Source organism: Vibrio wakamikoensis, from assembly GCF_050337275.1.
Lineage (GTDB): Bacteria > Pseudomonadota > Gammaproteobacteria > Enterobacterales > Vibrionaceae > Vibrio > Vibrio chaetopteri.
On record NZ_JAKJST010000031.1, the window covers coordinates 17,624 to 32,096 of the forward strand.

Annotated in this window: 14 protein-coding genes; 9 read left to right on the forward strand and 5 right to left on the reverse strand. The window is 47.6% G+C overall.

Annotated features, from left to right (window positions below; all coding sequences use genetic code 11):
• The first annotated feature begins 47 nt into the window (after positions 1-47).
• The 5 genes from L4C42_RS18305 to maiA all read left to right on the forward strand — a co-directional run bounded on the left by L4C42_RS18305 (position 48) and on the right by maiA (position 5,747).
• On the forward strand, positions 48-1,469 hold the full coding sequence (locus tag L4C42_RS18305; RefSeq protein WP_353498775.1) for an anaerobic C4-dicarboxylate transporter: 1,422 nt from the start codon (positions 48-50) through the stop codon (positions 1,467-1,469).
• A 405-nt stretch (positions 1,470-1,874) separates the two neighbouring features.
• Entirely contained in the window at positions 1,875-2,960 is a 1,086-nt protein-coding gene (gene hppD, locus L4C42_RS18310; RefSeq protein ID WP_353498774.1) for a 4-hydroxyphenylpyruvate dioxygenase, read from the forward strand.
• Positions 2,953-4,086, forward strand: coding sequence for a homogentisate 1,2-dioxygenase (locus L4C42_RS18315; protein ID WP_353498773.1), 1,134 nt, complete (start codon positions 2,953-2,955; stop codon positions 4,084-4,086). Before hppD ends, L4C42_RS18315 begins: the two co-directional genes overlap by 8 nt.
• Position 4,087: 1 nt before the next feature.
• Positions 4,088-5,098 carry a fumarylacetoacetate hydrolase family protein gene (locus L4C42_RS18320; RefSeq protein ID WP_353498772.1) on the forward strand — a complete coding sequence of 337 codons (1,011 nt, stop codon included), beginning with the start codon at positions 4,088-4,090 and terminating at the stop codon, positions 5,096-5,098.
• Between the two features lie 10 nt (positions 5,099-5,108).
• A complete protein-coding gene (maiA, locus tag L4C42_RS18325; protein ID WP_353498771.1) occupies positions 5,109-5,747 on the forward strand; it encodes a maleylacetoacetate isomerase in 639 nt (212 codons plus the stop codon).
• 56 nt (positions 5,748-5,803) lie between these two features.
• Here maiA and L4C42_RS18330 read toward each other — a convergent pair whose 3' ends face one another.
• Positions 5,804-6,376, reverse strand: a complete 573-nt coding sequence (locus tag L4C42_RS18330; protein WP_367357782.1) for an acyl-CoA thioesterase — start codon at positions 6,374-6,376, stop codon at positions 5,804-5,806.
• Positions 6,377-6,516: 140 nt separating this feature from the next.
• Between L4C42_RS18330 and L4C42_RS18335 the strand changes: the two genes are divergently transcribed.
• Positions 6,517-6,921 (forward strand): PPC domain-containing DNA-binding protein, encoded by a 405-nt coding sequence (locus tag L4C42_RS18335; RefSeq protein WP_353498769.1) that lies wholly within the window; start codon positions 6,517-6,519, stop codon positions 6,919-6,921.
• Here the strand turns inward: L4C42_RS18335 and L4C42_RS18340 are convergent.
• Positions 6,918-7,805 carry a LysR substrate-binding domain-containing protein gene (locus L4C42_RS18340; protein ID WP_353498768.1) on the reverse strand — a complete coding sequence of 296 codons (888 nt, stop codon included), beginning with the start codon at positions 7,803-7,805 and terminating at the stop codon, positions 6,918-6,920. The genes L4C42_RS18335 and L4C42_RS18340 overlap by 4 nt on opposite strands.
• Positions 7,806-7,897: 92 nt before the next feature.
• Between L4C42_RS18340 and L4C42_RS18345 the strand changes: the two genes are divergently transcribed.
• Positions 7,898-8,773 carry a DMT family transporter gene (locus L4C42_RS18345; RefSeq protein ID WP_353498767.1) on the forward strand — a complete coding sequence of 292 codons (876 nt, stop codon included), beginning with the start codon at positions 7,898-7,900 and terminating at the stop codon, positions 8,771-8,773.
• A 76-nt stretch (positions 8,774-8,849) separates the two neighbouring features.
• Here the strand turns inward: L4C42_RS18345 and L4C42_RS18350 are convergent, their stop codons facing one another.
• Positions 8,850-11,450 carry a cellulose-binding domain-containing protein gene (locus L4C42_RS18350; RefSeq protein WP_429761584.1) on the reverse strand — a complete coding sequence of 867 codons (2,601 nt, stop codon included), beginning with the start codon at positions 11,448-11,450 and terminating at the stop codon, positions 8,850-8,852.
• Positions 11,451-11,859: 409 nt separating this feature from the next.
• Here L4C42_RS18350 and L4C42_RS18355 point away from each other — a divergent pair, with 409 nt between their 5' ends.
• Entirely contained in the window at positions 11,860-12,096 is a 237-nt protein-coding gene (locus L4C42_RS18355; protein WP_353498765.1) for a hypothetical protein, read from the forward strand.
• A 19-nt stretch (positions 12,097-12,115) separates the two neighbouring features.
• Here L4C42_RS18355 and L4C42_RS18360 read toward each other — a convergent pair whose 3' ends face one another.
• Complete coding sequence (locus tag L4C42_RS18360; RefSeq protein WP_353498764.1) at positions 12,116-12,397, reverse strand: hypothetical protein; 282 nt, start codon at positions 12,395-12,397, stop codon at positions 12,116-12,118.
• A gap of 378 nt (positions 12,398-12,775) precedes the next feature.
• Complete coding sequence (locus tag L4C42_RS18365) at positions 12,776-12,955, reverse strand: hypothetical protein (protein ID WP_353498763.1); 180 nt, start codon at positions 12,953-12,955, stop codon at positions 12,776-12,778.
• A 175-nt stretch (positions 12,956-13,130) separates the two neighbouring features.
• Here L4C42_RS18365 and L4C42_RS18370 point away from each other — a divergent pair, with 175 nt between their 5' ends.
• The gene (locus L4C42_RS18370) at positions 13,131-14,471 is read left to right on the forward strand and encodes a TolC family protein (RefSeq protein ID WP_418643018.1); all 1,341 of its coding nucleotides are present in this window, start codon (positions 13,131-13,133) and stop codon (positions 14,469-14,471) included.
• Positions 14,472-14,473 lie beyond the last annotated feature (2 nt).

Here is a 14,473-nt window from a genome sequence, read left to right on the forward strand (position 1 = left end):
CTGCATACGGACGAATAATAACTCTGTCGCTATAAAAAGGAGTTGTTATGTTTTATGTTCACATGCTACTGCTTCTGGCAGTCATTTTTGTAGGTATTCGCTACGGCGGTATCGCCTTCGGTTTGTTAGGCGGTCTCGGCGTTTCTATTCTTAGTTTCTTCTTTGGTATTGCTCCCGGAACGCCGCCCATTGGCGTTATGCTCATTATTCTTGCGGTGGTTGCGGCATCAGCAACACTTGAAGCAACAGGCGGTCTAAAACTACTCGTCCAATACGCTGAAAAGTTGCTTCGTAAGCACCCATCTAAAGTGGTCTTCCTAGGACCATTGTGTACCTATTCACTCACTGTGATGGTCGGCACGGGACACTCGGTGTATCCACTGCTTCCTGTTATTTATGACGTCAGTATTAAGCGTGGTATTCGCCCTGAGCGTCCTATGGCTATTGCGACAGTCGCATCTCAAATGGGTATCACAGCTAGCCCTATCGCTGCCGCTGCCGCTGTAGTCATGGCCACGGCAGCGACCAACCACCTAGACATCTCTTTGGGTCAAGTGTTAATGGTCACTATTCCAGCGACATTAACGGGCGTATTGATTGCTGCGACTTGGAGCTTAAAGCGTGGTAAAGATTTGAATGACGATCCAGAGTTTCTGGAGCGTATGAAAGACCCACAATTCAAAGCGCAACTTATCGACACAAGTGAAGCGAGCACAGGTGATGCTGGCATCAAAGAGAGTCAAACTGCAAAACGCGGCCTAACCGTATTCTTACTCGGTATTTTGACTGTCATTTGCGTTGCTATGTTTGGTAAAGATCTGGGCCTACTGCCTGATGGCGTGAAAACGTCGACCGCTTTGCAGTTCTTGATGCTCTCTGTCGGTGCTATCATCTTACTGACCACCAATGTTGACCCTAAAAAAATCGTCAACACCAACGTGTTCATCGCTGGTATGAGTGCGGTCATCATCATCTTTGGTATTGCTTGGATGAGTGACACCATCATTGCTTACAACAAGCCTTACATTATCAGCTTAGTTGAAGACGTAGTGAAATCGCACCCTTGGACCTTCGCGATCGCGATGTACGTTTCATCTGTGTTCCTTAAGAGCCAAGCAGCGGTGCTGACCATTATGCTCCCTCTAGGTTTTGCACTAGGCATTCCCGCAGAAGTCCTAATTGGTGTACTTCCAGCTTGTTACGCTTACTACTTCTTTCCATTCTACCCATCAGATCTGGCAGCGATTACCTTTGACCGCTCTGGTACCACTAAGATTGGTAAATATATCCTTAACCACAGCTTCCTGATCCCTGGCTTCATTGGCGTGATCACGGCGACAGCTATTGGTTATGCGATATCTACGGGTGTGCTACCTATCTGGTTGTGGGCGATTGCCGTTGCTGGACTGGCGTTTGCGGTAAACAGCTATATGAATCGTATGAGCAGTGAAGCGCTTAAATTAGCGTAGAGACTCAAACAAACAGCACAAAAGGAGTGGAGCCAAACAAACGGCTCCACTTTTTGTTCCTTCGGCGCTTGCTCCTAGTTTTATAAGGTTCCCTCTTAACGGCTTCGGTGTACAACGGGCTTTACCTTTTTAACACTTCATTTACACCCCATTGTTCTACCCCCCCTCTTCACAGAGTCTTTAATTTGCTTTTTATTTCAATACCTTAATTAACAAAAACCCCCACCCCCGATCACACCAAACAATTTGTAGCAAATTTGTTACACAGCCAATTCGCCAACTGTGTTTTTGTCTAACGCACTGACCCTATTCCCTTTTCCCTCAACTTTGCTCAAATTTAAGTCAACACCCTACAACAAGGTCTTCCAACGAAGGAGACCGTTTGACTATCAAAAGGAAATGACCATGACTATCAACTTCAACCCTCTTGGAACCGATGGCTTTGAATTCGTTGAATACACAGCAGCGACTGACGACGGTATTAACGATCTGAAACGCCTATTCGACTCATTAGGGTTCGCTGAGATTGCTAAGCACCGCTCAAAAGAAGCTTGGTTATATCGTCAAGGAGACATCAACTTTATCGTCAACGCGCAGCCACACAGCCAAGCAGAAGAGTTCGCGCGCATTCACGGTCCATCTGTGTGTGGTATGGCGTTTCGCGTAGAGGATGCGGCCAAAGCGATGGCACATGCGTTAGAAAATGGTGGCGAGCAGTATGTCACCGAGATAGGACCTATGGAATTAAGCATTCCCGCTATTTACGGCATTGGTGAGAGCCTACTTTACTTTGTCGACCGCTACGGAAGCGGCAGTATTTATGATGTGGATTTTAAGTTCTACCCAGATGCGCAAAAACGCCTGGCCGAGCAAGATGTGGGTCTCTACGAGCTTGATCACCTGACTCACAACGTTAAGCAGGGCAACATGGATGTCTGGTCCGGTTTTTACGAACGTATCGGTAACTTCCGAGAAATCCGCTACTTCGATATTGAAGGTAAGCTCACTGGGCTGGTTAGCCGTGCGATGACGGCACCTTGCGGCAAAATCCGCATCCCTATCAACGAATCTTCTGACGATAAATCGCAGATCGAAGAGTTCATTCGTGAGTATAACGGCGAAGGTATCCAGCACATCGCACTGACCACGGACGATATCTATCAGACGGTGCAAACACTACGCGATCGCGGCATGGAGTTTATGCCAACACCAGACACCTACTATGAAAAAGTCGATTCTCGAGTCAAAGGCCATGGTGAGGACGTAAGCCGTCTGCAAGAACTGCGGATTCTTGTCGATGGCGCACCGATGAAAGATGGCATCTTACTTCAAATCTTCACCCAAACCGTTATTGGTCCAGTGTTCTTTGAAATCATTCAACGCAAAGGCAACGAAGGCTTCGGCGAAGGTAACTTTAAAGCGCTGTTTGAATCGATTGAAGAAGATCAAATCCGTCGCGGCGTCTTAAACGAGGTAACCGATAATGCGTAAATGGCCAACGTTCCCTCATCGTGAGGGGACTTATTCGAAGCAGGCTCATGCCGACTTTCCAGACGAGGCGATTTATGAGCGTGAAGCAGGTCGAGAAGGCTTCTTTGGTCCTGCCAGTCACTTTCACCACCAGCATGCGCCAACCGGGTGGTCTGAATGGGAGGGTGAACTCAAGCCTCGTGCGTTTAACCTCAATCATGTTGAATCTGATCACCAAGCGTCACCTTGGTCTGCCCCAAGCATACTGGAGAACCGCGAATGTAAAGTGCGAGTCTGGAAGCTCGCGGAAAAAATGCCGGGTCTTGCTCGCAATGGAGATGGTGATGAACTGCTGTTTATTCACCAAGGCAGCGCTGACCTCTATTGTGACTATGGCCATCTTGAAGTTGAAGAAGGCGATTATGTGCTGATCCCTCGTTCAACCAACTGGCGGCTAGAACCCAAGGCGCCGATGTTCATCTTAATGATTGAAAACACTGGCTCAGCTTACGCGCTTCCAGAAAAAGGCATCGTAGGCCAACACGCGGTGTTTGACCCTGCTGTGCTTGAACCACCAGCGATTAATGAGCGTTTTAAAGCACAATACAGTGAGGAGCAAACCACGGTCTCACTCAAGCGTGGCAATAAGATAAACACCATTACTTATCCGTTTAACCCACTGGATGCGATTGGCTGGCACGGCGACTTATCGGTACTCAAGCTTAACTGGCGGGACATCAGACCATTGATGAGTCATCGCTATCACCTACCACCGTCAGCGCATACCACGTTCGTCGGCAATGGGTTTGTGGTCTGTACCTTTGTACCAAGACCTATTGAGAGCGATCCCGGTGCACTGAAAGTTCCGTTCTACCACAACAATGATGACTACGATGAAGTGCTGTTTTACCACGCAGGGGACTTCTTCAGTCGAGATAACATCGAAGCGGGCATGATGACGTTCCACCCCGCCGGCTTCACACACGGCCCTCACCCAAAAGCATTCAAAGCCGGGCTGGAAGCCAAGAAAACCTTTACTGACGAGGTCGCGGTAATGATAGATACGCGCAATGCGCTTGAGCACAGTGTCGAAGCCGAGGCGGTGGAAAACCGTGAATACGTCTACAGCTGGAAAGCAGGGAATTGATATGAAACTAGCAACAATTAACAATAACACCCGCGATGGCCAGTTGGTTATCGTCAGTCGCGATCTCAGCCAATGCATTGCCGTGCCTGAAATTGCCCCAACGCTACAAGCGGCTCTCGATAATTGGCAAAAACTTGAGCCTCTTCTCAACGAAGTTTACCTTGGCCTTAACCAAGGCATTTTGCTGCAAGCGATGCCGTTTGAGCAGTCGCAATGCGAGTCTCCTCTCCCACGCGCTTACCAATGGGCCGATGGCTCGGCTTATGTCAATCACGTAGAACTGGTTCGCAAAGCGCGCGGCGCAGAAATACCAGAGAGCTTTTGGACCGACCCACTGATGTATCAAGGCGGCTCAGACACCTTTTTGGCACCGCACGCACCTATTGTGATGGCAAGCGAACAGTGGGGCATCGACTTTGAGGGCGAAGTAGCGGTCATTACCGATGACGTTCCGATGGGAGCAAGTTCTGAACAAGCACACAGCGCCATTCGACTGCTGATGCTCGTTAATGACGTCTCATTGCGTGAACTCATTCCAGGAGAGCTTGCTAAAGGATTCGGGTTCTTTCAATCCAAACCTTCATCGGCCTTTTCACCTGTTGCTGTCACGCCCAATGAACTTGGCAAATCATGGCATGACAGTAAGGTTCACCTGCCGCTTATTTCGCACTACAACCGCGAACCATTCGGGCACCCGAATGCGGGTGTTGATATGACCTTCGACTTTGGTGAACTCGTTGCCCATGCTGCGAAAACCAGACCGCTGTCGGCAGGTTGCATCGTCGGCTCAGGCACAGTCTCGAACAAGCAAGGCACCGAATACGGCACATCCATTGAAGAAGGTGGCGTCGGATATTCATGCATTGCAGAGAGACGGATGATTGAAACCATTCGCGATGGTCAGCCAACTACATCGTTCATGCGCTTTGGCGATAGCATCAAAATAGAAATGCTGGACGAAAGCGGCCAATCCATATTTGGCGCGATTGAGCAAACGGTCGAGAAGTATTGAGGGTCATGATTTGATTCTATATGACTACTGGCGGTCATCGGCTGCTTATCGGGTACGAATAGCCCTAAACCTAAAAGGTATTCCGTATCAGTCGGTGCCTGTTAACCTCATCAAAGAAGGTGGACAGCAGCATTCCGCTGACTACGCTGCACTCAATCCCAATGAACTAGTGCCAGTTTTGGTCGATGGTGAAGTAACACTCAATCAATCGCTGACTATCATCGATTATCTCGATGAGCACTACGCTGGGCCACAATTGACACCCAGCGAGGGTAAGCAACGTTACCTTGTCAAAGCGCTAGCGCAAGACATTGCCATCGACATACATCCAATCAACAACCTCAGGGTAATACAGCAATTAAATCATCGATTTGATATCGATGAGCGGAATAAGGTGCACTGGATGCAGCATTGGATCAATACCGGCTTTGCTGCGCTTGAGCAAAAGCTGGCACCGATTCGTGGCATCTATTGTGTTGGGTATGAAGTGAGTCTTGTTGATGTCTGCTTAGTGCCTCAGGTATACAACGCACTGCGCTTTGGGGTCGATATGTCGGCCTACCCGAACATAGATGAAATAGCGGGCAGGCTTAATGAACTCGACGCCTTTCAGAGAGCAGCACCCGACAATCAAAACGACGCCACATAACTGAATAGACCAGTTAAATAGAAAAGCTAAATAGAAAAAGGCCCGTCGACTGGCCTTTACTGTTCGCTAACTTGAACTTGTGAATCATCCGCGCTTTGATAAGCGGTTGGCGGCCACGGACGATGCTGCTCCGAATCTATCCACTCTTGCACCCACATTGGAATATCACTTGTCATTGGCTTCTCACCCGCGGCATCAATCACTTGCTCTGGAGGCACCACGCCGTTTTTAGAGGTGACCCCTGCACGAATCAGAACCGAAGAACAGGGGTGTCCTTTCACCCACATAGACTGCTCTAGATAGAACCATTTATCGTCGGTGGCAACACACTGGGTTTTCATGGTGATCTTGTCGAACATACGCACGCGCTTGCGATAGCGAACCGAACTTCCTGCGACCACTAAACCCCAACGGTTTTGTTTGAGAGTACGCATCAATCCACACTTGACCGATAACGCCGTACGTCCCAAATCATAAAGAGTAAGAATGCGACCGTTGTTCATTTCCATGAACATATCGATGTCCCATGGATGACAACGAAATTCGATTTCATCTTGTTGGGTATAACTGATGGCTGGCTTCTTATTAGATTGAAAAATGGTCTTGGCCAGTCTTAAAAAAGGGTACATGTTATTACTCATCTTTGAATGCTGATCTGTAACCATAGACCGGAGATTGAATTTTTACTCTAATTGAAATGAATTTTGTGATGTAAGATTAACATTGATATCGGAGAATAGAGCTTTCACTAGAATTGGAATCCAACAAAATGTCAGTATTACCGTTTGCAGTACGACTCCAGCGTGGAACAGATCTAAAGCTGGCTATTAGAGACGTCGTCGATCAACTAGAACTGAATGCAGGTACCATTGCCTCTTGTGTCGGTTGTTTAACCAAAGCGACCCTTAGACTTGCTGGAGCGGAGGAAACTATCACTTTAGAGGGTTCTTTCGAGATTGTATCAGTGATGGGGACACTCACGGCTTCACATCAACATGTACACCTCTCAGTCGCTACTCGCACTGGTGAGGTGCTCGGTGGCCATCTTTTAGAAGGGTGTATTGTCGACACGACAGTAGAACTAATTATCCACAACTACACCGATAACGTATTTACTCGTGAGTACGACCCCACCACAGGTTTCAGTGAACTTGTGATTCCTCAAAATCGCTAATCATGCTGGCATTGCTCGGCGAGCCACTGTGCAAATTTAATTAACTCAGGTTGTCTTGCACGACTTTCTTTATACACTAAGTAGAAACTATCTCCAGTTTCCAAACCATGTGTGGGGATAACCATAAGATCTTGTTTATCTTTTTCCGTCATCATGTAGTCATTAGCGAAGGTGATCCCTTGGTCATACTTCGCCGCCTCTACCGCAAGTAAAATATGACTAAAGTGCTGTATGTCTAGATTGTTTGGTAATTCAAAGCCCCCCACTTCACACCATTTCACCCAGTCTTTTCCTCTTTCACGAAAGACTGAGTCTGTTGAAAGGATGGGGTATTCCCATAAAGCATCAGGCAAAGGTGCACCTTGGATCGCTTTCCAAATACGATGACTACAGACAGGGTAAAGCGTTTCACTGTACAAAAAATTAGCGACAAATTGGCTTTTAGGAGCCTCTAATGTAATAAAGCAATCCCCTACGCTATCCGACAGCTTAGGATCTTCGGTGACCATATTGAGCGTTAATTCTATCTCGGGATGGCGCCGTTTAAAGTCTGAAAGCCTTGGGATCAACCACTTAACCGCAAGTGTGCTATAGAGAGCTAAACGAATCGAGCCTTGCTCTCCCTCCCGAACCTTTTGGCTCGCTTTAGCGATGGCTGCAATGGCAGGACTGATCTCTTCAAGGTATCGCTCACCTGTCTCAGTTAAAGACAGTTTTCGTCCTCGCCGTAGAAATAGACTCTCACCCAAGTACTCTTCGAGAACACGGATTTGATGACTTATGGCACTTTGAGTCACATTGAGCTCCTGTGCTGCCTCAGAGAAACTTAAGTTTCTGGCAACGGATTCAAAGCAGTGTACTGATCGCAAAGGAGGAAGTTTCATTATCTAAATATCTCATAGTAAGAAAATATTTATCATTTCACTTCATCCTATGTCATCACCTATGCTCTGGTAAAGTTCATCAGGGGTAAATCATGAAACCAATGTCTGTCGGAGTAGCAATGTTGCTGCTAGTTTTTGGAAACCAAATTGCGATCCTGTCCGATGCCCTCATTAAAAGCGTTGGTAACGAGGTTGCGGTGTTTCAGTTTGTGTTTTTTAGACAGCTATCTGCGGTATTGATTTTACTACCCTTTTTCCTTTGGTCACGACCACATAACGTGTACGAGGGCATAAAATGGCACGCTGTCCGCGCTCATGTCTGGCTTTTCGGGGCGATTTTTATGGTCTACGCTATCTCAGCAATGCCGCTGGCGACCGCAAACGCTATTTTTTACGCAGCTCCACTAATGATGTTGCCTCTAGCGTCGTTATTTTTTGGCGAGAAGCTCTCTTCACAAACCATTGCCGCTGCAATAATGGGATTCATTGGTGTAATCGTGATCATTCGTCCCGACCAAATCGACATTGCCGCCTTGGCCGCTTTAGTTGTAGCGTTATCCATAGCCGTTAATAACCTTTTGATTCGCAAATTGCCTAAGCAGCAATCCGTAGTCCAAACTTTGTTGGTCACTAATTTAGTAGGGATCCCAGCTTCTTTGTGTTTAGTTGCTATAGAAGGGCAACCGTGGGACTGGAGCGCTTTCCCTACTGCCGCCTTATCTAGCATGTTTATATTGATCTACGCAGCCACGTGTGTTTTGACCTACCGTGCAGTCGATAGCAACAAAATCGCCAGCGCAGAATACAGTGGCTTGATTGGTGCGGTAGCAGTGGGTTTAGTGTGGTTTGGTGAAATGCCAGATATCTATATGGCTATAGGCACTTTGATGATTGTAGTGCCCATAATCTGGCTAACCAAACACGAACGGAAACAGCGCAAACTGGATTGTAAATCACCGACAACCTAAGCTTTTTGTTGTCGCTGATTCTAAAAACAAAGGCTTCCAAAACTGGAAGCCTTTATTATATTTCTCAGGGAAAGAGTTATTGAGGATTCAGTCCAAGTGTTTGCAACACTAACTTAAAGTTGTCCTGTCGCTCCTTAACAGCGTGAACTTTACCACTCACCGGACACGTACTATCTGGACAGCCACGATTAACAATACCTGACACCGCATCGATAAACTCAGTGCCTTGCATTCCACCATCTACATATTTCTTAAGCTCAGTATGATAGTTCCAAGCCGCGTATGGACCACCTTCGTCATTGTAGGTTTGAACCGAAGAAACCCAATAGAACAGACCCGCAATCCATTTGATTTCGCGATTCTCCTCAGAGCTACAGATCAAGCCTGGATTTGAACAGAAATCCAAATCAGCATATAGAGGGTTGGCCGGAGGTGCTTCCACCACCACACCATTCACAGTAGTGCCTACGGTATCTGGGTCAACATGCGAACGTCCCATAAAGTGGTTTAGAGTACCGAAGTTTTGGCGACCAGTCGTTTGAATAACACCACGTCCCCACCAACCACAGCCTTCAACCGTTCCAGTCGTATCACTTCCATCCCAAATGAACTTACCCGCCTTTTGACCTTCGTACACTTTACAGTCGGCACGCTCCCATACTTGTTGTGAACTGTCGACAGTCGATGGGACTTCCATACAGTGACCATCGTTGGTCCAGCGGCCAACATTCCCATTCACGAGGAGTCCTTTCTCTGCAAGCACTGAGTCTGGCGCTGCAAAAATCGGAGCCGGTGCGCCGTACCATTTAGCATTGGTCAAAGCGCTCACTTCCATTTTCGGATCGCGCGGACACGAATATGGATGATCAATACCTGTCACTGGATCCATGCCATAATCTGCGTACTTCTGCCCCAACTGACCACAACTTGCTGTCATTGGGTAGTTAACCGCCGCGCCGTATCTTACTTCTGACCAGTTGTTCTCGTCACAGGCATTATAGCGAATGGTCTCTTGCATGCTTTGTGATAGGAAAGCAGCAATCGCTACTTTTGCATACTTAGCATTGGTCGCATCGTCTACGGTCTCATCCAATAGCCAGAACGTATTTCCAGCAACACCCACGTTGTGCATAGAGTTAAGGCCAGCTAAGAAATCTGCCCATTTATACACAGTCGACGGTGCCCAGTTGCCTTGCGAGACTTCATACAGGAATGCTTGATTATTCATTGCATTTTCCGCACTCGCCAGCTCGCCGTTAAGTGCAGCGATACGCGTAAGAGGACCGTTAGTGATGCTCTCTCCTACGTAGTAGAGTGGTAACTTAGCGGTTTGGTACTGCTCAATCTTATTGGTGAGCTCTACAGTTTCACTATCAAACAAAATCGCAAATACATTGCTGTGAGCAGCTTTACGCAACTGACCTTGCTTAGACAAATCCCCCATGAAGTAGCTGACCGTTTGCGACGTTGGCATCGAGGTTAACAGTGCAGGGGTACGAATGTGATCGGAGATTTGCTTCACATATTCTAGGGCGTAGTACCACTGCTCATCAGATAATGCCGCCGTATTCGCCGATTTAGTAAAGGCGATGAAATCTGCTCTGGTTGTCGAACCTGCGTCATAAAGTGCAAAACTTGAGAGCAGATCTGCAGAAGATGAAGAGGCAGCATTCCAAACAGCTCGCTTACCGGAATGAGGATTGAAAGCAAAGTCACCAATAGTTAATGTCCAGCCAAAGGTCGCCTGAGGCGCTAAAGTGGAAATAATAAGGTTATGAGCCTGCGCCCAGCCATTAACATCATCAGTCAGTGCATTAATGGCACTCGCTTCAATCGCACTTGCGGTTGAAGCCACTGCGGCCGTTAACGCTTGTTTGACCGCCACTGTACCAAGCGCTTGCCCTTTATCGGCAGTCGCTATATCAAGGACATCAGATGTGAGTACAATCGAACTGCTACCCGCCGCTTCAGCGGTTTGAATGAGTGCGACAAAGATATTGGTCAACTTAGTAACGTCAGCCAGATCTTGGCTACTATTCGTTGCAAAGTATTGGCTAGCAGGCGCATCAAGTGTGGCAGGACTTGCCACCACCAAATGACTTGGCCATCCCGCGACTTCTAACCTTACCGGATCAAGAGGGTTTGGCAGAGCAAGCTTCGCGCTGGGCTCAGAAGAAGCTCCACCACAATCCAGATGCGTTGCCCAGCTGCTATCGCTGCCTGGAATGGAAGACGTCCACCAGTTAGCCTTATACGCTACATTCTCGTTAACCATGATGTCGCCAGCCGTAGCGTGGTTGCTTTGCGTCCAATCTGGATAAACATTAAAGTCGGCACAAGCACCGCTCGATGGAGTCGTGCCTGGATCCGGTGTCGGTTCAGGCGTTGGATCCGGTGTTGGTTCTGGAGAAGGATCAGGGGTTGGTTCTGGTGAAGGCTCCGGTGACGGATTAGCACCACTGACTACTTTCCATGGAGAATCCCATTCATTTGCATAAATGTCCGTCGGGCTTTGACCTGCCCCAACCCACCATTTAGCTTCGTAGGTGGTACCATCCACCGTTACTTGACTACCACCAGAGTACGACTGAGTGGCATCATAAGGTTCCGCAGCAAACACATGGCTGCTAAACACTAGGCACGCTATAGAGAGCGCGACCTTGTTCATCCTAAACATATTTATACCTTTCTAAAGAGAATATCTTTCTGTTTCACGAGCTAAAAATGAGCGAATAGAAACCATTTCGTTATTTAATAGCTAAAAATATGCTAGCAGCCCAAAGGAAGGTTATCAGGCAATAGGTCAATAATAATGATCAGATGCGGGAGATTTCACAAAATAAATGCAAACTTATAATGAATTAATTATTAGTTGGAAATAAGTTCAATTATTGAACAAAGCTCGCTTGAATCCTGTTTTGTCACTCATCTCTCTTTAACTCCACGAGATGCAACAACTCAGAACCCTTTTCAAAAACCCCAAATTCTTATTCAACACTTTGCAATAAAGCTGTCACACTTTGTCACTATCTTGCATCGCGACACTCAAACGAAACCACCTTCATTCGGTCAGTTAATCAAACGCTATGCAACAACACAAACACCCGATGGACGCCACTATCGTGCGTCTGATGCAATCACAAGGCTTGATAAAAAGTGAGGCGCGCTCAAGGCTTAAACGCGAAGTCTATCAGCTCGACCCAAGCCAAATTCAGAAGGTAAAACGCTACGCTGAACATTTTGGTATCAATGCACAAGAAAAGTTAATTGAAGAGATACTAGAACTAAGGCGAGAAGCATTGATTTCTCGCCTATCAAAATGAAATCAATTGGCGCTTGGAGTCAACGATACTGAAGGTGGCATTTATCACCTGAACAAACGACCTTGTAGATTTCTGCGCCGCCATCATGCTCAGCAACTTCAAAATAGATCGTACTCTTGTTGCGACCATATTTGTAGGCGAGAGACAACTTCGCGTCATCAATAGTGAGCCCTTCTTTCTCCAAGTGTTTTTGCATTGAAGCCTTAGCAGATTCGAGCGTGTCATTACTCACGTTAGGGTCTAAGCCTGCATATGCACTAAAGGCAGTTATAGCCAAGCACCCCATTATAAATCGTCTCATTCCATACCCCCTCAGTTGTGATCCTATACTTCCAATAGATTAGAAAACGCGATAGCAATGTCTAGTTGGTTTGCTGCAAAAACCCTACCTCTAAGCTCACCTAAGCTATATTTTGAAGATTTCTTTAGCAAACAACACAAGAAATCCGTTGAACTATTGACCTTCCCCTAGGGGTAACCTTTATCTTTAGTGAGTCTTGTTAAAAAGGTTCTGTATGCACGCCATTATCGCCAACAAATCGTGGATCACATTCGTGAGCTTGCTTGCACTCGTTATTTCAACGTTTGTAACTAGCGCGCCTGCGATGGCTATGCATAATGGTATGACCGATGCATCGATGTCTTGTGGTATGACCCAGACAGCGTCCCATCACGCTCATCACAGCACGAGTCCAACACCGGACATTGCAGATAACAGCCAGTGCGCCAGTGCAGAGCCCGACTCCCACACCACCTGTTGCACCACAATGTGTGGCACTACCTTAGGCTTTGCCCCCTTTGTCTTGCTTTCAAGCGAAGGCCACGCTCGCTTCTCCAAGCGCTCTGTAGACCCATTCACGCAACCGATCCATAGAATCGAACACCTCGAGCGCCCGCCCTCGGCGTAATCATTCCAACACACGCTAATGCCCAACCCTAGTTGGGGACGTTTTATCGCGCCTGTTATACAGGCACGTAGTTTGGAAATGATCGTGAAAATAATCAAACATCCGATTGCACTGGCTGTAAGTGCAATCATTCTACTCGCACCCACTGCACAAGCGACAAGCAGCGCGGGAGCAACACAGCAGTCTCAAGCGAGCGCACAGGCGTTATCGCTCGATACATTAATCAACTTGGCGATTGCCAACGATGCCAATCGAACCCAGTATCACGCCCAATCTCAGGCGATGCGAGATACCGGTATTGCCAGCTCAACGCTGAAAGACCCCGTATTAAAAGTCGGGGTCGGCGGTTTACCGACAGACAGTTTTCGGTTCGACCAAGATCCGATGACGAATATTTCGGTCGGTATGATGCAGCAGTTTGGCCGCGGCGATACGCTTGGTCTGCAAAATAAGAAAGCCCAGCAGCAAGCCGATGGTATTGAGCTTCAAGTAAAAGTCCGTGAGCTCGACATTGCTAATAGCATTACTCAGCTATGGCTTGAGCTTGGCTTTCAGCAGCACTCAGAGCGCGTACTGAAAGAAAAGCGTTCCCTGATGGTAGAAATGGAGCGATTCATTCAAACCAACTACGCCATTGGCAACAGCGAGTCACAAGACTTAATCCGTAGTCAGCTACAAGTCAGTCAGCTCGATGACAAGTTGCACGCCAATAGGCAAATGCAAAGTCGGTTGCTGTCTCAGCTCTCCGAATGGCTGGGTTCAGGTTGGCTAAACCAAAGCTCAGATCTTAACGCCAATATCGCAACTGATTGGGGACGTCTTGAGCAGCAATTGACTAGCCAAAGTGGCTCTGGCTATTTCAACTTACTTAACCAGCACCCAATGGCGAAAATGGCCGACATTCAAATTGCTGCCAATGAGACTCAGGTCTCCATTGCCGAAGAGGCCTACAAGCCGCAATTTGGTGTTGAAGCCATGTATGCCCATCGCCAAGCCCCCAACATGCGTGGCGCCCCTGCGCCCGATCTCCTTAGTGCCTACGTAACCATGGACATTCCCTTATTCACCGGCAATCGACAAGACAAGAACCATGCAGCCGCCCAGCACCAAGTGGTCGCGTCAAAGTCGAGCAAAGATGCGTTGTTGGCTCAGATGAATGCCAAGGTTAACGCGCTGATGATGGACAGACACAACCTCATTGAACGCTTCGAGCGCTACCAGCAGAGTCTTCTGCCCCAAGCCAAAGCGCGCACTAGAGCTGTAGAGCGAGGTTACGAGAACAACACCGCACAATTTAGCGATGTGATCACCGCCTCCAGTGATGAGCTAGCCATTGAGATTGAAGCACTGAGGTTGGAGACAGACCTCAACATTGTCAGTAGCAACTTGGCGTATTTCCTTGGTGGATTCGAATACCACGCAGAAACGCCAGTTATTTCTCAGCCGTCATCAACAAAACAACCATAGAT

Coding starts and splice junctions, on each gene's coding strand:
- L4C42_RS18305 (WP_353498775.1), top strand. CDS start 48: ATGTTTTATGTTCACATGCTACTGCTTCTGGCAGTCATTTTTGTAGGT.
- hppD (WP_353498774.1), top strand. CDS start 1,875: ATGACTATCAACTTCAACCCTCTTGGAACCGATGGCTTTGAATTCGTT.
- L4C42_RS18315 (WP_353498773.1), top strand. CDS start 2,953: ATGCGTAAATGGCCAACGTTCCCTCATCGTGAGGGGACTTATTCGAAG.
- L4C42_RS18320 (WP_353498772.1), top strand. CDS start 4,088: ATGAAACTAGCAACAATTAACAATAACACCCGCGATGGCCAGTTGGTT.
- L4C42_RS18330 (WP_367357782.1), bottom strand. CDS start 6,376: ATGTACCCTTTTTTAAGACTGGCCAAGACCATTTTTCAATCTAATAAG.
- L4C42_RS18335 (WP_353498769.1), top strand. CDS start 6,517: ATGTCAGTATTACCGTTTGCAGTACGACTCCAGCGTGGAACAGATCTA.
- L4C42_RS18340 (WP_353498768.1), bottom strand. CDS start 7,805: ATGAAACTTCCTCCTTTGCGATCAGTACACTGCTTTGAATCCGTTGCC.
- L4C42_RS18345 (WP_353498767.1), top strand. CDS start 7,898: ATGAAACCAATGTCTGTCGGAGTAGCAATGTTGCTGCTAGTTTTTGGA.
- L4C42_RS18350 (WP_429761584.1), bottom strand. CDS start 11,450: ATGTTTAGGATGAACAAGGTCGCGCTCTCTATAGCGTGCCTAGTGTTT.
- L4C42_RS18355 (WP_353498765.1), top strand. CDS start 11,860: ATGCAACAACACAAACACCCGATGGACGCCACTATCGTGCGTCTGATG.
- L4C42_RS18360 (WP_353498764.1), bottom strand. CDS start 12,397: ATGAGACGATTTATAATGGGGTGCTTGGCTATAACTGCCTTTAGTGCA.